Raw genomic sequence first — 17,826 nt, forward strand, 5'->3', positions numbered from 1 at the left:
CGGCTCCGGACCGCGCCCAGGAATGGTTCCCTGAATATGTGAGAACGGGCATGCAGACGGATCTCGGGAGGTTGCGCGGAGCGAATCTGGCTCTGGCAACCTGGGTGTCCGCCATCAACTTCTGGGCCTGGAACATGATCGGGCCGCTGTCGACGACCTACGCCACCGACATGTCGCTCAGCAGCACGGAAGCGTCGATGCTGGTGGCTACGCCGATCCTCGTGGGCTCCCTCGGCCGCATCGCGGTCGGGGCGATGACGGACCGGTACGGCGGACGGGCGATGTTCATCGCCGTCTCGCTGTCGTCGATCGTTCCCGTCGTCGCGGTCGGATTCGCCGCCGAGGCCGGCTCCTATCCGCTGCTCCTGGTCTGCGGGTTCTTCCTCGGCATCGCCGGCACGATCTTCGCGGTCGGGATCCCGTTCGCCAACAACTGGTACGAACCCGCCCGCCGCGGCTTCGCGACCGGCGTGTTCGGGGCGGGCATGGTGGGCACGGCCCTGTCGGCCTTCTTCACCCCGCGTTTCGTGAACTGGTTCGGGCTGGTGCCCACCCACATCGTCGTGGCGGCCGCCCTCGCCGTGACCGCCGTGGTGTGCATCCTGGTGATGCGCAATGCTCCCGATTTCCGTCCCAACACCGACCCGGTGCTGCCCAAACTGACAGCCGCGGCGAAACTCGGTGTGACCTGGGAGATGTCGTTCCTGTACGCGGTCGTGTTCGGCGGATTCGTGGCGTTCAGCAACTATCTGCCCACCTACATCAAGACGATCTACGGCTTCTCCGCCGTCGACGCCGGTACGCGCACGGCGGGTTTCGCGCTCGCCGCCGTCCTCGCCCGGCCCGTGGGCGGAGCGCTGTCGGACCGGGTGCCGCCGAAATACGTGGTCCTGGCCTCGTTCACCGGCACCGCCGTGATGGCGGTGATCGCGACCTTCCAGCCCCCGCCCGACCTGTGGTCGGCGCTGACGTTCATCACAATGGCGATCTTCCTCGGCATCGGCACCGGCGGTGTCTTCGCGTGGGTGGCGCGCCGCGCCCCGGCGCACACAGTGGGCAGTGTCACCGGCATCGTCGCCGCTGCCGGTGGGCTCGGCGGCTACTTCCCGCCACTGGTGATGGGCGCGACCTACGACGCCGAAGGCAACGACTACACCGTCGGTCTGCTCCTGCTCGCGGCGACGGCACTGGTGTGCCTGTTCTACACCGCATTTCGGCTGCACGCCCATGAACCGCCCCCTGTCGCACGATCCGGAACCCGCGACGTACGTGAGGAGAAGCCGTGACGGACACCGCCGGAGTCGGGAACCGGATCGAGGAACTGCTCGTGCGCAGCGGACGGTTCTTCACCTCCGGCGAGCAGTCCGACGACACACGCACGGTCACGCGGCGCGGTGGCCGCGAGGGCGACATCTTCTACCGGGACCGCTGGAGCCACGACAAGGTCGTCCGCTCGACCCACGGGGTGAACTGCACCGGCTCGTGCTCGTGGAAGATCTACGTCAAGGACGGCATCATCACCTGGGAGACCCAGGAAACCGACTATCCGACAGTCGGTCCCGACCGTCCCGAGTACGAACCGCGCGGATGCCCGCGCGGCGCGGCCTTCTCCTGGTACACCTACTCGCCGACGCGCGTGCGCTATCCGTACGCGCGCGGGCTGCTCGTCGAGATGTACCGGGAGGCGCGGCAGCGACTCGGCGATCCGGTGCTCGCCTGGGCCGACGTCCAGAACGATCCCGAACGGCGCCGCCGCTACCAGCGTGCCCGCGGCAAGGGCGGACTGGTGCGCGTCACGTGGGCCGAGGCCACCGAGATGATCGCCGCCGCGCACGTCCACACCATCAAGGAGTACGGACCCGACCGGGTGGCCGGCTTCTCGCCGATCCCCGCCATGTCGATGGTCTCCTTCGCCGCCGGATCCCGGTTCGTCGAACTGCTCGGCGGCGTGATGACGTCGTTCTACGACTGGTACGCCGACCTACCGGTGGCGTCGCCGCAGGTCTTCGGCGATCAGACCGACGTACCCGAGTCCGGGGACTGGTGGGACGCCTCCTACCTGATGATGTGGGGTTCGAACGTGCCCGTCACCCGCACCCCGGACGCGCACTGGATGACGGAGGTCCGCTACCGCGGCACCAAGGTCGTCTCGGTGAGTCCGGACTACGCCGACAACACCAAGTTCGCCGACGAGTGGATGGCGTGCGCGGCCGGTACCGACGGTGCCCTGGCGATGGCGATGGGCCACGTGCTCCTCACCGAGTTCTATGTGCGGCAGCGCGTGCCGTTCTTCGTCGACTACGTGCGCCGGTACACCGACCTACCCTTCCTCGTGCGGGTCGAGGAACGCGACGGAAGGCTCGTGCCGGGCAAGAACCTCACCGCCGCCGATCTCGGGTACAGCGTCGAGAACGCGGCCTTCAAACCGGTCTTCGTCGACGGTGCGACCGACACCGTCGTCGTACCCCCGGGCTCCCTCGGCTTCCGCTACGGCGACGACGGCATCGGAAAGTGGAATCTCGAACTCGGCGACCTCGTCCCGACCTTGACGGTCGCGCCCGGCGGCGGGGGAGCGGGCGAGACCGCGGCGGTGTACCTGCCGAGCTTCGACACCGTCGACGGGCACGGTGAAAGCATCGAACGGGGCGTGCCGGTCCGTCGGATCGGGGACCACCTCGTGTGCACCGTCTTCGACCTGATGCTCGCGCAGTACGGGGTGAACCGTCCGGAGCTCGACCTGCCCGGGCAGTGGCCGAGCGGGTACGACGACCCGGGCTCGCCGTACACCCCGGCCTGGCAGGAGGCCCTCACCGGGGTGCCCGCGGCCCAGGCGATCCGGATCGCGACGGAGTTCGCCCGCAACGCCGAGGAGTCGGGCGGGCGTTCGATGATCATCATGGGGGCCGGCATCTGCCAGTGGTTCCACGGCGACGCGACCTATCGCGCCGTACTTGCGCTGCTCATGCTCACCGGCTGCATGGGACGCAACGGAGGCGGGTGGGCGCACTACGTCGGCCAGGAGAAGTGCCGTCCCGTCACGGGATGGGCGGCCATGGCGATGGGGACGGACTGGTCTCGCCCACCTCGCCAGATGGCCGGCACCTCCTACTGGTACGTGCACACCGACCAGTGGCGCTACGACGGTTACCGTGCCGACGCGCTGGCCAGTCCGCTGGGACGAGGTCGTTTCCGCGACAAGCACACGATGGACGTCATGGCGTCCGCGGTCGCCATGGGCTGGACACCCTTCTATCCCCAGTTCGACCGCAACACCCACGAGATTGCCGAACAGGCACGGGCGGCGGGACGGGAGATCCCGCAGCACGTCGCGCAGCAACTCGCCTCGGGTGAACTGAAACTGTCGGTGACCGACCCCGACGACCCGCGGAACTGGCCGCGCGTGCTCAGCGTGTGGCGGTCGAACCTGCTCGGCTCGTCCAGCAAGGGCAACGAGTATTTCCTGCGGCACCTGCTCGGCACCGATTCCAACGTGCAGGCCGAGCCGACCGCCCCCGGCCTGCGGCCCGGTGAGGTGGCGTGGCCCGACGACCTGCCCGAAGGAAAACTCGACCTGCTCATGTCGATCGACTTCCGCATGACCTCGACAACGTTGTTCTCCGACATCGTCCTGCCCGCCGCGACCTGGTACGAGAAGGGCGACCTGTCGAGCACCGACATGCACCCCTACATCCACGCGTTCACCGCAGCGGTCGATCCGCCCTGGGAAACTCGTTCGGACTACGACGCTTTCGGCGCCATCGCGCAGACCTTCAGCACCCTCGCCCGGACCCACCTGGGAACCCGCACCGACATCGTGATGGGGACACTGCAGCACGACACGCCCGCAGCGATGGCGTATCCGTCCGGCACCGAGCGGGACTGGCGCTCGACCGGCGAGGTGCCGGTTCCGGGGAGGACGATGGGTCCGCTCACCGTCGTCGAACGGGACTACGGTGCGATCGCGGAGAAGTGGGCGACGCTCGGTCCGCTCGTCGAGTCCCTCGGGTTGAACACCAAGGGCGTCGTGACCCGGCCGGACCGTGAGGTCGCCGAACTGGCACAGAGATTCGGCGTGATGGATTCCGGTGCCGGACAGGGACGTCCGGCGATCACCACCGCCGAACGCATGGCCGACACGATCCTCGCGCTGTCGGGCACGTCCAACGGCAGGCTCGCCGTCGAGGGTTTCCGTGAACTGGAGAAACGCACCGGACGGCGACTCGTGCACCTCGCGGAGGGCAGCGAGGAACGGCGGATCACCTACGCCGACACCCAGGCCCGTCCCGTACCGGTCATCACGAGCCCGGAATGGTCGGGGAGCGAAACGGGAGGTCGCCGGTACGCGCCGTTCACGATGAACATCGAGGAGCTGAAACCGTTCCACACGTTGACGGGCCGGATGCACTTCTACGTCGACCACGACTGGCTCGAAGAGCTCGGGGAGCAGCTCCCGGTCTACCGGCCCCCACTCGACATGTCGCGGTTGTTCGGCGAACAGGCGGTCGGCTCCGGCGACGGTGTCGGTCTGACGGTGAGATACCTGACCCCGCACTCGAAGTGGTCGATCCACTCGGAATATCAGGACAACCTGTTCATGCTGTCGCTGTCCCGGGGCGGGCCGACGATGTGGATGTCGCCGGCCGACGCCGCAAAGATCTCGGTGAGCGACAACGACTGGGTCGAGGCCGTCAACCGCAACGGTGTCGTGGTGTGCCGGGCCATCGTCTCGCACCGGATGCCCGAAGGGGTGGTGTTCGTCTACCACGCCCAGGACCGCGTCATCGACGTCCCGCGCAGCGAGACCACCGGACGCCGCGGCGGCATCCACAATTCGCTGACCCGCATCCTCATCAAGCCGAGCCACCTGGCCGGTGGATACGCGCAGACGGCCTACGCGTTCAACTATCTCGGCCCGACGGGCAACCAGCGCGACGAGGTGACGATCGTGCGTCGCCGATCCCAGGAGGTCGTCTACTGATGCGTGAGCAGGAAGCGAGGCGATCGTGAAGGTCATGGCACAACTCGCGATGGTGATGAACCTCGACAAGTGCATTGGATGCCACACCTGCTCGGTGACCTGCAAACAGGCGTGGACCAACCGGTCGGGCACCGAGTACGTGTGGTTCAACAACGTCGAAACCCGCCCGGGCCAGGGCTATCCGCGCACCTACGAGGACCAGGAACGCTGGCGCGGTGGCTGGGTCCGGGATACCAAGGGACGGCTGCGTCTCCGCGACGGTGGACGCCTCGCGAAACTCGCCCGCATCTTCTCGAACCCGAAGATGCCGTCGATCCACGACTACTACGAACCGTGGACCTACGACTACGACAACCTGACGAACGCCCCGCTCGGCGACCACGTCCCGGTGGCCTCGCCGCGCAGCCTCATCTCCGGTGAACCGATGAAGGTGGAATGGTCGGCGAACTGGGACGACAACCTCGGTGGCTCACCGGCGATCGTGCCCGACGACCCGATCCTGAAGAAGGTCGGCGACCGGATCAAGCTCGAGTTCGAGCAGACCTTCATGTTCTACCTGCCGCGGATCTGCGAGCACTGCCTCAACCCGTCGTGTGTGGCGTCGTGTCCGTCCGGCGCGATGTACAAGCGGTCGGAGGACGGCATCGTCCTCGTCGACCAGGACCGGTGCCGCGGCTGGCGGATGTGCGTGTCCGGATGCCCGTACAAGAAGGTGTACTTCAACCACAAGACCGGGAAGGCCGAGAAGTGCACCTTCTGCTACCCGCGGGTCGAGGTGGGGCTGCCGACCGTGTGTTCGGAGACGTGCGTGGGCAGGCTCCGGTACATCGGTCTGGTCCTCTACGACGTCGATCGGGTCCTGGAGGCGGCATCGGTGGAGAACGACACCGACCTGTACGAGGCGCAACGCGGCCTGCTGCTCGACCCCCGTGACCCCGAGGTGATCGCCGGCGCCCGCGCCGAGGGCATCTCCGACGAGTGGATCGAGGCCGCGCAACGGTCCCCGGTCTACGACCTGATCAGCACGTACCGGGTCGCGTTGCCGCTGCATCCGGAATACCGGACGATGCCGATGGTCTGGTACGTGCCACCGCTGTCACCGGTCGTCGACGCCGTCAGCCGGGAGGGACACGACGGCGAGGACATCGGCAACCTGTTCGGCGCCCTCGACGCCCTGCGCATCCCCATCGCGTACCTCGCGGAACTCTTCACCGCCGGGGACACCGCGACGGTCGAGGCGGTGTTGCGACGACTCGCCGCGATGCGCTCCTACATGCGCGACATCAATCTCGGCCGCGAGACCCGCCCCGAGATCCCCGAGGCCGTCGGCATGACCGAGGAACGGATCTACGAGATGTACCGGCTCCTCGCGCTCGCCAAGTACGACGAGCGGTACGTCATCCCGACCGCCTACGCGGCCGAAGGACATCGGCTCGAGGAGTCGGCGACGGACTGCGCGCTGTCCTACGAAGGTGGCCCCGGCATGTACGAGTCGGGTCCGTTCGGGGAGGCCAGCGGCGTCCCGGTCCCGGTGGCGGTCGAGACCTTCCACGCCCTCGCACAGCGGCAGACCAGTGATGGGATGGCGGCGAACGCGTCGAACCCGTCGCGGGTGAACCTCCTGAACTGGGACGGCAAGGGCGTACCGACGGGCATGTTCCCGGGCGGTCACGACACGAGGGGGGAGAAGCAATGAGACTGCTGCGTCCACGGCGCGCCGGCGTCGATCGCGCCCTGCACCGTCGCCTCGTCCGTCAGGCCGCGTCGCTGCTGCTCGCCTATCCCGACGCCGGACACGCCGGACGGCTGGACGTCGCCGGGCAGCTCGTCGACCACATCACCGGTCCCGAGCAGGACATGCTGGGGACGGCGATCCGCGCACTGGACGAACCGGATCTGCTCGTCCTGGCCCAGCGGTACGTCGAGACCTTCGACCTGCGGCGACGCTCGACGATGTACCTGACCTACTGGACCGCGGGCGACACCCGGAATCGCGGCGCCGAGATGCACGCCTTCGCGAGTGCCTACCGCGCCGCGGGCGTCGAGCCGCCCGCCCACGAATCACCCGACCATCTGCCGGTCGTCCTCGAATTCGCGGCCACCGTGGATCCCGCCGCGGGCGAGGAACTCCTCACCCGGTATCGGGTGGCCCTCGACGTGCTGCACACCTCCCTGCACGAGGCCGGCTCGCCGTACGCGCAGGTCGTCGCAGCCGTGTGCGCGACGCTCCCGCCGGTCACCGACCGGGACGAGGAACGGGCCCGGCGCCTCGCGCAGGCGGGACCGCCCCGAGAGTCGATCGGTCTGCAGCCCTTCACCCTGACGGTGCCGCCCCGGCGAGGAGTTCCGGAATCATGAGTGCAGGAGAGATCTTCTGGGACGTGGTGCCGTACGTGACGCTCGCGATCGTCGCGGTGGGGACCTGGTGGCGGTACCGATACGACAAGTTCGGATGGACCACCCGTTCGTCCCAGCTGTACGAGGCGCGGTTGCTGCGCATCGCGAGCCCCATGTTCCACTTCGGGATCCTGGTCGTGATCGTCGGCCACGTCATCGGCCTGGTGATCCCGCAGTCGTGGACCGACGCCGTGGGATTGAGTCAGCACGCCTATCACGTGCAGGCCATCACGCTCGGCACGATCGCGGGTGTCTCGACGCTCGTCGGCATCTCCCTGCTCGTGTATCGCCGTCGCACCCGCGGTCCCGTCTTCAGCGCCACCACTCTCAACGACAAGGTCATGTATGTCGTGCTCGTCGCCGCGATCGTGGCGGGTCTCGCCACCACGCTGATGGGGTCGGGTGTCGTGGGCGAGGAACACAACTACCGGGAGACCGTCTCGCCGTGGTTCCGGTCGATCTGGGTCCTGCAACCCCGCGGCGACCTGATGGTGGAGGCGCCGTTCAGCTTCCAGCTGCACGCGCTGATCGGCCTCGTGCTCTTCGCGATATGGCCGTTCACCCGCCTAGTCCACGCCTTCAGTGCCCCCGTCGGATACCTGTTCCGGCCGTACATCGTCTACCGCAGCCGCGAGGAGGCACGTCCCGGCCGGCTCGTGGGTTCGCAACCGCAACGACGGGGGTGGTGAGCGCGACCGATGGTGGGGGACAGTCCCGGTGTACTGTGAAATGTTCCGCGCCCTCCGACCTTGTCAGGACCACCGAAGATCCCCATGGCTTCCAGTTCCCACGTGAAGAACGACGCTTCGACCCCCGCACCCGTCGCGGCCACCGGCGTCCGCCGCTCGGTCCTTCCCGGGGGAGTGCGGGTCGTCACCGAGCACGTCCCGGGAGTGCGCTCGGCGGCCGTCGGCGTGTGGGTCGGTGTCGGATCCCGCGACGAACAACCGTCGGTCGCAGGCGCCGCCCACTTCCTCGAGCACCTGCTGTTCAAGGCGACCCCGACGCGTACCGCTCTCGACATCGCCGAGACGATGGACGGGATCGGGGGAGAGCTCAACGCGTTCACCAGCAAGGAACACACCTGCTTCTACGCGCACGTCCTCGACGACGACCTGCCGATCGCCGTCGACGTCGTCGCCGACGTCGTCCTGCGCGGCCGGTGCCTGAGCGCGGACGTCGACGTCGAGCGTCAGGTGGTGCTCGAGGAGATCGCGATGCGCGACGACGATCCGGAGGATCTGCTCGGCGACTCGCTGCTCACCGCGCTGTACGGCGATCACCCCATCGGCCGGCCGATCATCGGATCCGTCGAGTCGATCGAGTCCATGACCCGGACCCAGTTGCACTCGTTCCATGTGCGCCGCTACACCCCGCCGCGGATGGTCGTCGCGGTCGCCGGCAACGTCGACCACGCGCACACAGTCGAACTGGTCCGCCGCGCCTTCGCCGGTCACCTGGACGACGCGGCCACCCCCGCGCCCTGCCGCGACGGACGGCTCGAACTGCGCACTGCACCGACGATGAGCATCGTCGAGCGCGACAACGAGCAGGCGCACCTGACGCTCGGCGTGCGGTCCTTCGGTCGGCACGACGGGCGTCGCTGGGCGCTGTCGGTGCTCAACGCAGCCGTCGGCGGTGGGCTGAGTTCGCGCCTGTTCCAGGAGGTGCGCGAGAAGCGGGGCCTGGCCTACTCGGTGTACTCCGGCACCGACACCTTCGCCGACACCGGCGCCTTCTCCGTGTACGCGGGCTGCCAGCCCGACAATCTCGGTGAGGTCGCCGCGGTGGTCCGTGAGGTGCTCACCGACGTGGCCGAACACGGCATCACCGACGCGGAATGCGCTCGCGCAAAGGGGTCGCTGCGCGGCGGTCTCGTGCTCGGACTCGAGGACACCGGGGCGCGCATGCACCGGATCGGCCGCAGCGAACTGAGCTACGGGCAGCACTGGGGCATCACTGAGACCCTCGAACGCATCTCGTCGGTGTCCACCGAGGAGGTGCGCAGCGTGGCAGCCGACCTGCTGCACCGGCCGTTCGCGGTCGCCGTCGCCGGCCCCTACCGGCGCACGCGTGATCTTCCGGCGGCGGTGCGCGCGCTCGTGTCCTGAATCGTCCTCAGCTGAGCCAGTCGGCTCCGGAGGCGTCCGATGTCGTGCGCGACGGGTCCCACCGCGGCAGCGAGTTCCGACGCCGCGACCTCCGAGACGAACACGACCCGCACGTCGCGGTCGTGGAGCACATCCACGAGATTGGCGAACCGCTGCGCGGGTTCGCGACCCACGGTCGTCAGATCCGGGATCTTGTCGACGACCCAGAACAAGTGGTCCGCCGCGAGCGCCAGATAGTCGGCCGGAGCCGTGGGATGCCCGCAGAGATCGCGGAAATCGAACCAGAGACAGTCCTTCTCGGCCCGTAGGGCGCGGAGTGGACGCCCCGCCGGGCGCAGAACCCGATGTTCGACCGGTGCCGGCCGCTCGAGACCGAGCCGTCGTAGCTGCGGATCGGACGGGGAGACGGCCCAGATCCCCGATGCGAATCCCTTCGCATGGTCGGAGCCGAGCCGGTGGTCGCGCGGACCGTCCAGAGCGACGATGGTCGCGCTCCGCTCGACGAGCTCGATCGTCGGGACGAAGCCGTCGTGGAAGAGCGGGTTGGGGAGCAGGTCGCGTGGAGGATAGTTCGAGGTCAGGACGAGACGCGTGCGGCGAGCGAGCAGTGCGGGGAACAGCCGGGCGACGAACGTGCCGTCCGCCGGATCGTGGACGTGGAATTCGTCGAAGCACACGAGTTCGGCGCGGCCGATCAGGTGATCGAGTGCGGCGTCGAGATCGAAGCGGTGCCGTCGCAGCTCGACGTGCAGGTCGCGGAAGAACTCGTGGAAGTGGACGCGCAGCTTGTTCCGTCCGGGATAGGCCGAGAAGTACACGTCGGCGAGCCAGCTCTTGCCGCGTCCGGGTGGGCCCCACAGGTAGACGTTCGGGCGCTCGGGATGACACAGCTGTTCGACAGCGTCGTGTTGCGCGGGATCGAGCACGAACCCCCGGCTGCGCGAGGCGTCCTCGAAGACCGTGCGGGGGACGGGGTTCGACGAGGCGGTGTTCGGCGACATGCGGTTTCTGCGTCGGCGCAACCTCACGGCCGTTACTCTATCATCGTAGAGTGACGACTTCACCCGAACGTCCCTCTCGGCGCACGGCCATCAGCGATGCCGCCCTCGAACTCGCCGCCCGCGGTGGCAACCACGCGGTGACGCACACGGGCGTCGACGTGCACCTCGGCCTGCCGAAGGGATCGACCTCCTACTACTTCCGCACCCGCCACGCGCTCGTCTCGGCTGCGATCACCCGCCTCGCCGAACGGTCGCGCGCGGATTTCGCCGCGCTGTTCGACGACACGACCGGCGACCCGAGCCCTCCTGCCGACCTGATCGCGCGCTATCTCGAACGCCTGCTCACTGTGCGTCGCACCGATGTGCTGGCCCGCTACGCGCTCGCGCCCGACGCGCGCCTCGAACCGGAGGCTGCCGAGGCGCTCGCGGCCTGCATGTTCTCGATCTCCGCGGCCACCGCTCTCGTGCGGGAGCTCGGTGCGCCGGACCCCGAGACCGCGGGGCGCGATCTGGTGACCCTGCTCGAAGGAGTTCTGTTCGACCGCACCCACGGCGCTCGTGCCCATACATCCTCGGATTCGGCCACGGCGTGCGTCGACGAGATCCGTTCGGCGGTCGCTCTGTGGCTCGACGCGCTCTGCGCGCAGCAGTAGGTGGCGTTCGACCCGCTCGGGACGTCTACGGGTGGTTGCGTAGGATTTCCGGGGGAGACGGCAACGAAAGGGCGTGACGACGCAAGTGGATGCAACAAAGGTTCGGGTGGGTGTACTCGGTGCTGCCGGCAAGGTCGGCCAGGCGATCTGCGCCGCCGTTGACGCCGCGTCCGATCTCGAGCTCGTCGCCACCGTCGACAAGGGCGACAGCCTCGACGCCTTCGTGAACTCGCAGACCCAGGTGGTCGTCGACTTCACCCACCCCGACGTCGTCATGGACAACCTGCACTTCCTCGTCGAGAACGGCATCCACGCCGTGGTCGGAACCACCGGCTTCGACGACGAGCGGCTGGATCGCGTGCGGAGCTGGCTCGCCGACCGCCCCGAGGTGGGCGTGCTCATCGCGCCGAACTTCGCGATCGGTGCCGTGCTGTCGATGCGCTTCGCTCAGGCCGCCGCCCGGTTCTTCGATTCCGTCGAGGTGATCGAGCTGCACCATCCGAACAAGGCCGACGCCCCGTCCGGCACCGCCTACCGCACCGCCCGTCTGATCGCGCAGGCCCGCGCCGAGGCCGGTGTGGCTCCGAGTCCGGACGCCACCACCACCGAACTCGACGGTGCGCGCGGCGGTGACGTCGACGGTGTCCGCGTGCACTCCGTGCGTCTCGCCGGCCTCGTCGCTCACCAGGAGGTGCTGCTCGGCACCCAGGGCGAGACCCTTACCATTCGGCACGACTCGATCGACCGTTCCTCCTTCGCTCCCGGCGTGCTGCTCGGTGTGCGGGAGATCGGTAAGCGACCGGGTCTGACCGTCGGAATCGATCCCCTCCTCGACCTGTGAGAACCGGCTCGCTCAAGGTCCTCGTCCCCATTGCGTTCATCGTGGTGGCGCTGGGGTTCTACTTCGTTCTGCTCGGCTCCACCGGCCTGGAACTGGTCCGGTCCGGTGAGGTCGCGGCGATCGGTCTCGGGATCGGCATCCTCATTCTCCCGATCGTGGGAGCCTGGATCGTCTACGCGACCCTCCGCGCAGGGCTGCAGCATCAGCACCTCGCGCGGCGGATCCACGACGAAGGCCTCGAACTCGACGTCGACGACCTGCCCCGCATGCCGTCGGGGCGGGTCGAGCGGGACGCCGCCGACGAACTGTTCGCGACCGTGAAGCAGGAATGGGAAGCCGACCCCGACAACTGGCGCAACTCCTACCGGCTCGCACGCGCCTACGACTATGCGGGCGACCGCAGTCGTGCGCGGGAGACGATGCGCCGAGCCGTTGCGCTCGAGAAGCTCGAACGGGACGGCCACGCCGGTTCCTGAACCGGCGAGCGGCTTTGACAACCTCGAGATGGTGCAGCAGCCTGCTGATGTGACGGACGAGGCTGTGGAAGACCGGGCAGGGGCGGGCGAGGCAGGGCGCGAGGACGGATCCCGCACAGTGCTGGTGGTGCATCACACCCCCTCGCCGCCGACTCGCGAGATCCTCGAAGCCGTCCTGGAGGGAGCACGGGACCCGGAGATCACGGGTGTCACCGTCCGGGTGGTCCCCGCGCTGGGCGCCACGGTGCCCGATGTGCTGGCCGCCGACGGCTTCCTGTTCGGCACGACAGCCAATTTCGGTTACATGTCGGGTGCGCTCAAGCACTTCTTCGACACGGTCTACTACCCGTGTCTCGATGCCGTGGCCGGCCGTCCCTACGGTCTGTGGGTGCACGGGAACAACGACACCGCCGGCGCTGTGGCGTCGGTTCGGCGCTTGACCACCGGGTTGGGTCTCGTGCAGGCTGCTGCCGATCTCGAGATCACCGGACCGGTCGACGCGAAGGTACGCGAGCAGTGCTACGAGCTCGGCGCCATCGTCGCGGCGACCGCGGCCGGTGACATCTGACGTCAGCGGAAGTTCTTCTCCGTGAACGACTTGAGGCCCTTTCCGGCGGTTTCGAGGGCCATCTTCTCGGCGCGCCGCACGAGGAATCCGGGGATGGGGACCTTCGGATCGATGGTCAGTGAGAACTCGGCCGTCGTGCCGGATCCCTTGGCGGTGAGGGTGTAGGCGCCGTCCTGCTGGCGCTGCTGGCTGCTCTCCACCAGGGTCCACGACATCGACCCGTCGCCGTTCCAGGAGTACTCGACGACCTGCTCGTCGGTGATGCCGACGATCGAGACGGTCATCCGTACGCGGTGGGGTCGTCCGTCGGGGTGGGTGGACTCGACGGTGACGGACTTGTGGGTCGACGACCACTCGGGCAGGCGTTCGACCGCGGCGAGCGCGGCCATCACCTGCTCCGGGGTTGCGTCGATGTCGAAACTCCTGGTGCTGCTGACTGCCATGCGCCCTCCGCGTCGCCCGATTGTGTGCGTCGGCACTCTATCGTGCGGTGAGGTGCCTTACGCGTCGCTGCGCGGGTTCGTGTCGTCGGGGCCCGCAGTGTCGTTGCGGCCGGCGGCGTCGTCCGGGCCCGCGGCGTCGCTCGGGTCGGACGGCTGCGGCTCGGTGGGTGCGGGCGGGGTGGGCTTCGCCCAGCCACCCTGACGGCGCCATTCGTCGGCGCGGCGCTGATAGCGCATCTGCTCCCGTAGGGCGCCCTGTACCGCCTGCGCCATCCAGGAGTTGAGTGACACTCCGCTCTGCTGCGCCGCTTCCTCGGCCTTGGTCTTGATCTGTTCGACGAGGCGCAGGGTGACCCGGCTGATGTCGCCCGTCATCTCCTCGAAGGACGGCGTCGGATCCTCGTGCGGGGGAGCGGGTTCGCTGTGGACGGCGAGGACGGCATCGGTGCCGTCGAGGCGCACCGTGACGGTGCGGTCGCCGAGTTCGTCGCTGATCTCGTTGGCCATGTCGGACAGTGCTGCCAGGACCGCGAGGCGGACGGGTGCGGCGATGGCGGTCGCGAGGGCTGCGGCGGTGCGTCGGGTCTGCTCGTCGCCGAGTTCGGCTGCGGAGATCACGGAGTCCGTGATGGCGGACGTGTACTTGTCGATGTCCATGACGCCAGTGTGACGTCACCGATGATGTCACGCAAGGTGTCATCGTGATGTCATCGATCGTCGCAGGTCGAGGCGCGTTAGTGTGCGGACGGAAGAGACGGCGCGTCCGGAGGATGCGCGACGACCGAGGCGAGGAGGAGACGATGGCGCCCGAACCCGCCGTTCCGAAGGTCCGGCTCATCGCCACGACGGAGTTCCACGTCCCCGACGACGTCGACTGGGACACCGACGCCGAGGGCGGCGAAGCGCTCGTCGAGTTCGCCGGTCGCGCCTGCTACCAGAGCTGGTCCAAGCCCAACCCCCGCACCGCGACGAACGGCGGATATCTCCGTCACCTGCTCACCGTGGGGCACCTGTCCGTTCTCGAACACGCGACGGCGACCTTCTACATCACCGGCATCTCCCGTTCGTGCACGCACGAGCTGATCCGGCACCGGCACTTCTCGTTCTCGCAGCTGTCGCAGCGTTTCGTCGCCGACGGTGAGGTGCCCGTGGTGGTTCCGCCCGCGATTGCGGGCGATGCCGAACTCGAGGAGTTGTTCTTCGCGGCCGCGGAGCGCAGCCGCGAGGCGTATGTGGCGCTGTTGGCGGCGCTCGACGAGAAGCTCTCGCATCTTCCCGCCGGTCCGTTGCGCGCCAAGCAGGTCCGGGAGGCCGCCCGGGCGGTGCTCCCCAACGCCACGGAGACCCGCATCGTCGTCACCGGAAACTACCGATCGTGGCGTCACTTCGTCGCCATGCGCGCGACCGAACATGCCGACGTCGAGATCCGGCGTCTCGCCGTCGAATGTGTGCGTCAGCTCGCGGATGCCGCACCGAACGCGTTCTCGGACTTCGCGATCAGGAAGCTGGCCGACGGCAGCGAGATCGCAGCTCCCACGCTTGCGACCGACCTCTGATCGACCACTACACCGATCTGTGATCCGTCTTCGGGGGGCAGGCATGTGTCGAGCCGGCCCTGCCACGCGGTAGCCTTCTGACCATGACCAACGGTGATTCCGCAACTGCTGTCGAGCTTCCGTTCGGCACCGTCGCCACAGCGATGGTGACCCCGTTCACTGCCGATGGCAAGCTCGACGTGGATGCGGGCGTGAGTCTGGCGAACTACCTCGTCGACGGTGGCTGTGACGCACTGGTTCTCGCCGGTACGACCGGCGAATCGCCCACGACGACCGAGAACGAGAAGATGGAGCTGATGCGGGCCGTGCTCGCATCCGTCGGCGACCGCGCCAAGATCATCGCCGGGGCCGGCAGCAACGACACCGCCCACAGCGTCGAGCTCGCCCGCGACGCCGCGCGAGCCGGTGCACACGGCCTGCTCGTGGTGACCCCGTACTACTCGCGGCCCCCGCAGGCCGGCCTCTACGCCCACTTCGTCGCGGTGGCCGACGCGACCGATCTGCCGGTCATGCTCTACGACATCCCACCTCGATCCGTCGTGCCGATCGAGACCGACACACTGCGTCTGCTCGCCGAGCACCCCCGGATCGTCGCGGTGAAGGACGCCAAGGGCGATCTGAACGCGGGCGCCGAGCTGATCGGTACCACCGACCTGAAGTTCTACTCGGGCGACGACCCCCTGAACCTGCCGTGGCTGTCCGTCGGCGCCGTCGGATTCGTCAGCGTCATCGGCCATCTCGTGCCCGGTCGCCTGCGCGAACTGCACACCGCTTTCGAAGCCGGCGATCTCGAACTCGCCCGCCGCATCAATTTGTCGATGGTGCCCATCTATCGCGCCGTCGCTCGGCTGGGCGGCGTGAGCGCCTCGAAGGCCGGCCTGCGGCTGCTCGGCATCGACGTCGGAGAGCCTCGTCTGCCGCAGGTCGCCCCGGTGACCGCGCAGATCGACGCTCTCGCGGCGGATCTCCAGGCTGCGGGGGTGCTGTGATGAGCCGCCCCGCACGCGGCCGGGGCCGCGCCACCCGCAACGCCGGTCCGCCCGCCCGCGTTCCGCGGCGTGTCGCGCAGAACTCGGCGAACCCCCAGCGTCCGGACGCCCGCATCGTCGATCCCACCGAGCGATTGGGTCTGCCGCCGAAGGCTCCTCGCGACGGTCTGCGGGTCGTCGCGCTCGGCGGTATCGGCGAGATCGGCCGCAACATGACGGTCTTCGAGCACCAGGGCCGGCTGCTCGTCGTCGACTGCGGGGTGCTCTTTCCCGAGGACCAGCAGCCGGGCGTCGACCTGATCCTGCCCGACTTCCGGTACATCGAGGACCGGATGGACGACGTCGAGGCGATCATCCTCACCCACGGCCACGAGGACCACATCGGTGCCGTGCCGTTCCTGCTGCGCCTGCGCCCCGACATCCCGGTCGTCGGGTCCAAGTTCACCCTGGCGCTCGTCGCGGCGAAGTGCCGCGAACACCGCCAGCGTCCCAACCTCGTCGAGGTCGTCGAGGGGCAGACCACCTCGCACGGTCCGTTCGAGTGCGAGTACTTCGCGGTCAACCACTCCATCCCGGACGCGATCGCCGTCGCGATCCGCACCGCTGCGGGCATCGTGCTGCACACCGGCGACATCAAGCTCGACCAGCTGCCGCTCGACAACCGTCTCACCGACCTCGCGGGCTTCTCCCGCCTCGGCGACGAGGGTGTCGACCTGTTCCTCGTCGACTCGACGAACGCCGAGGTCCCCGGCTTCGTCACACCGGAGCGCGAGATCGGCGGAGTGCTCGACACCGTCATCGGCAAGGCCGCCAACCGGGTGATCGTCGCGTCCTTCGCGAGCCACGTGCACCGCATCCAGCAGATCGTCGACGTCGCCGAGCGCTACAACCGGCGTGTGGCGTTCGTCGGCCGGTCGATGGTCCGCAACATGCAGATCGCGCAGGATCTGGGCTACCTGAACGTGCCCGACGGCCTCGAGGTCGACATCGACACCGCCGCGAGCCTGCCCGACGACCGGGTCGTGCTGGTCTCCACCGGTTCGCAGGGCGAACCGCTCTCGGCGCTGTCCCGGATGGCGCGCGGCGAGCACCGGCAGATCAACATCCGGGCCGACGACCTCGTCGTCCTCGCGTCGTCGCTGATCCCTGGCAACGAGAACTCCGTGTTCGCGGTCGTCAACGGCCTGGCCAAGCGCGGCGCGAAGGTCGTCACCCAGCAGAACGCGAAGGTGCACGTCTCCGGTCACGCGTCGGCCGGCGAGCTGCTGTATCTCTACAACGCGGTGCGACCCACCAACGCGATGCCCGTCCATGGCGAGTGGCGCCACCTGCGGGCGAACGCCGCACTGGCCGAGGCCACGGGTGTTCCCCGCGAGCGGATCGTGCTCGCGGAGGACGGTGTGGTCGTCGACATGGTCGACGGACTCGCGGAAATCGTCGGGCGCGTCCCGGTCGGTCACGTCTACGTCGACGGCCTGTCGGTAGGCGACGTGGGCGAGTCCACGCTGTCCGATCGTCTCGTCCTCGGCGAGGGTGGTTTCATCTCCATCTCAGTCGCGGTCGACGCCGCGACCGGCCGTGCGGTGAGCACCCCGGAGGTCTCCGGTCGCGGTTTCTCCGACGACCCGGACGCACTCGACGAGGCGGCGCAGCTCGTCGACAAGGCGCTCAACGAACTCGCTGCCGAAGGGGTCACGGAGACCCATCGCATCGCCCAGGGCATCCGCCGGGTCGTCGGCCGCTGGGTCGCCGAGACCTATCGTCGTCGCCCGATGATCGTGCCCACGGTGATCCCGGTCTCCTGATTTCGGTC

The 17,826-nt window shown here is 68.4% G+C and carries 16 protein-coding genes; 13 read left to right on the forward strand and 3 right to left on the reverse strand.

All coding sequences use genetic code 11. The features are described from left to right. The first annotated feature begins 50 nt into the window (after window positions 1–50). The 6 genes from QR64_RS20530 (at window position 51) to QR64_RS20555 (ending at window position 9,486) form a co-directional block, all read left to right on the forward strand. Window positions 51–1,286, forward strand: a complete 1,236-nt coding sequence (locus tag QR64_RS20530) for a nitrate/nitrite transporter (protein ID WP_039586998.1) — start codon at window positions 51–53, stop codon at window positions 1,284–1,286. After that, window positions 1,283–4,978 (forward strand): nitrate reductase subunit alpha, encoded by a 3,696-nt coding sequence (locus tag QR64_RS20535; protein ID WP_039586999.1) that lies wholly within the window; start codon window positions 1,283–1,285, stop codon window positions 4,976–4,978. Before QR64_RS20530 ends, QR64_RS20535 begins: the two co-directional genes overlap by 4 nt. 25 nt (window positions 4,979–5,003) lie before the next feature. After that, window positions 5,004–6,674: a nitrate reductase subunit beta gene (narH, locus tag QR64_RS20540; RefSeq protein WP_006551259.1), complete on the forward strand. Its 1,671-nt coding sequence runs from the start codon at window positions 5,004–5,006 to the stop codon at window positions 6,672–6,674. Beyond that, complete coding sequence (narJ, locus tag QR64_RS20545; RefSeq protein ID WP_006551258.1) at window positions 6,671–7,336, forward strand: nitrate reductase molybdenum cofactor assembly chaperone; 666 nt, start codon at window positions 6,671–6,673, stop codon at window positions 7,334–7,336. Before narH ends, narJ begins: the two co-directional genes overlap by 4 nt. Next, on the forward strand, window positions 7,333–8,064 hold the full coding sequence (narI, locus tag QR64_RS20550) for a respiratory nitrate reductase subunit gamma (protein ID WP_006551257.1): 732 nt from the start codon (window positions 7,333–7,335) through the stop codon (window positions 8,062–8,064). Before narJ ends, narI begins: the two co-directional genes overlap by 4 nt. Window positions 8,065–8,148: 84 nt before the next feature. Further along, window positions 8,149–9,486 (forward strand): M16 family metallopeptidase, encoded by a 1,338-nt coding sequence (locus QR64_RS20555; RefSeq protein ID WP_039587002.1) that lies wholly within the window; start codon window positions 8,149–8,151, stop codon window positions 9,484–9,486. Here QR64_RS20555 and zapE read toward each other — a convergent pair. Beyond that, complete coding sequence (zapE, locus tag QR64_RS20560) at window positions 9,435–10,514, reverse strand: cell division protein ZapE (RefSeq protein WP_411908094.1); 1,080 nt, start codon at window positions 10,512–10,514, stop codon at window positions 9,435–9,437. The two genes, QR64_RS20555 and zapE, sit on opposite strands and share 52 nt — an antisense overlap. A 23-nt stretch (window positions 10,515–10,537) precedes the next feature. Between zapE and QR64_RS20565 the strand changes: the two genes are divergently transcribed. From QR64_RS20565 to QR64_RS20580, 4 genes are all read left to right on the forward strand, one after another. Further along, a complete protein-coding gene (locus tag QR64_RS20565; RefSeq protein ID WP_039587006.1) occupies window positions 10,538–11,140 on the forward strand; it encodes a TetR/AcrR family transcriptional regulator in 603 nt (200 codons plus the stop codon). An 85-nt stretch (window positions 11,141–11,225) separates the two neighbouring features. Beyond that, window positions 11,226–11,981: a 4-hydroxy-tetrahydrodipicolinate reductase gene (gene dapB, locus QR64_RS20570; RefSeq protein WP_170318494.1), complete on the forward strand. Its 756-nt coding sequence runs from the start codon at window positions 11,226–11,228 to the stop codon at window positions 11,979–11,981. Further along, window positions 11,978–12,457: a hypothetical protein gene (locus tag QR64_RS20575; protein WP_039587008.1), complete on the forward strand. Its 480-nt coding sequence runs from the start codon at window positions 11,978–11,980 to the stop codon at window positions 12,455–12,457. Before dapB ends, QR64_RS20575 begins: the two co-directional genes overlap by 4 nt. Before the next feature lie 64 nt (window positions 12,458–12,521). Then, window positions 12,522–13,025, forward strand: coding sequence for a flavodoxin family protein (locus tag QR64_RS20580; RefSeq protein WP_051424906.1), 504 nt, complete (start codon window positions 12,522–12,524; stop codon window positions 13,023–13,025). A 2-nt stretch (window positions 13,026–13,027) separates the two neighbouring features. Here the strand turns inward: QR64_RS20580 and QR64_RS20585 are convergent, their stop codons facing one another. Both QR64_RS20585 and QR64_RS20590 read right to left on the reverse strand, forming a co-directional pair. After that, entirely contained in the window at window positions 13,028–13,468 is a 441-nt protein-coding gene (locus tag QR64_RS20585) for an SRPBCC family protein (protein ID WP_006551250.1), read from the reverse strand. 57 nt (window positions 13,469–13,525) lie between these two features. Then, window positions 13,526–14,125, reverse strand: coding sequence for a hypothetical protein (locus QR64_RS20590; protein WP_039587009.1), 600 nt, complete (start codon window positions 14,123–14,125; stop codon window positions 13,526–13,528). A gap of 143 nt (window positions 14,126–14,268) precedes the next feature. Here QR64_RS20590 and thyX point away from each other — a divergent pair, with 143 nt between their 5' ends. From thyX to QR64_RS20605, 3 genes are all read left to right on the forward strand, one after another. Next, complete coding sequence (gene thyX, locus QR64_RS20595) at window positions 14,269–15,024, forward strand: FAD-dependent thymidylate synthase (RefSeq protein WP_039587377.1); 756 nt, start codon at window positions 14,269–14,271, stop codon at window positions 15,022–15,024. An 83-nt stretch (window positions 15,025–15,107) separates the two neighbouring features. Continuing rightward, window positions 15,108–16,013, forward strand: a complete 906-nt coding sequence (gene dapA, locus QR64_RS20600) for a 4-hydroxy-tetrahydrodipicolinate synthase (protein ID WP_006551247.1) — start codon at window positions 15,108–15,110, stop codon at window positions 16,011–16,013. Next, window positions 16,013–17,818: a ribonuclease J gene (locus QR64_RS20605; protein ID WP_039587010.1), complete on the forward strand. Its 1,806-nt coding sequence runs from the start codon at window positions 16,013–16,015 to the stop codon at window positions 17,816–17,818. The genes dapA and QR64_RS20605 overlap by 1 nt, the downstream gene beginning before the upstream one ends. Window positions 17,819–17,826: the final 8 nt, after the last annotated feature.

The sequence above is a fragment of the Rhodococcus sp. Chr-9 genome, from assembly GCF_000801125.1.
GTDB classification, from domain to species: Bacteria; Actinomycetota; Actinomycetes; order Mycobacteriales; family Mycobacteriaceae; genus Rhodococcus; species Rhodococcus pyridinivorans.

Coding starts and splice junctions, on each gene's coding strand:
- QR64_RS20530 (WP_039586998.1), top strand. CDS start 51: ATGCAGACGGATCTCGGGAGGTTGCGCGGAGCGAATCTGGCTCTGGCA.
- narJ (WP_006551258.1), top strand. CDS start 6,671: ATGAGACTGCTGCGTCCACGGCGCGCCGGCGTCGATCGCGCCCTGCAC.
- narI (WP_006551257.1), top strand. CDS start 7,333: ATGAGTGCAGGAGAGATCTTCTGGGACGTGGTGCCGTACGTGACGCTC.
- QR64_RS20555 (WP_039587002.1), top strand. CDS start 8,149: ATGGCTTCCAGTTCCCACGTGAAGAACGACGCTTCGACCCCCGCACCC.
- QR64_RS20585 (WP_006551250.1), bottom strand. CDS start 13,468: ATGGCAGTCAGCAGCACCAGGAGTTTCGACATCGACGCAACCCCGGAG.
- QR64_RS20590 (WP_039587009.1), bottom strand. CDS start 14,125: ATGGACATCGACAAGTACACGTCCGCCATCACGGACTCCGTGATCTCC.
- thyX (WP_039587377.1), top strand. CDS start 14,269: ATGGCGCCCGAACCCGCCGTTCCGAAGGTCCGGCTCATCGCCACGACG.
- dapA (WP_006551247.1), top strand. CDS start 15,108: ATGACCAACGGTGATTCCGCAACTGCTGTCGAGCTTCCGTTCGGCACC.
- QR64_RS20605 (WP_039587010.1), top strand. CDS start 16,013: ATGAGCCGCCCCGCACGCGGCCGGGGCCGCGCCACCCGCAACGCCGGT.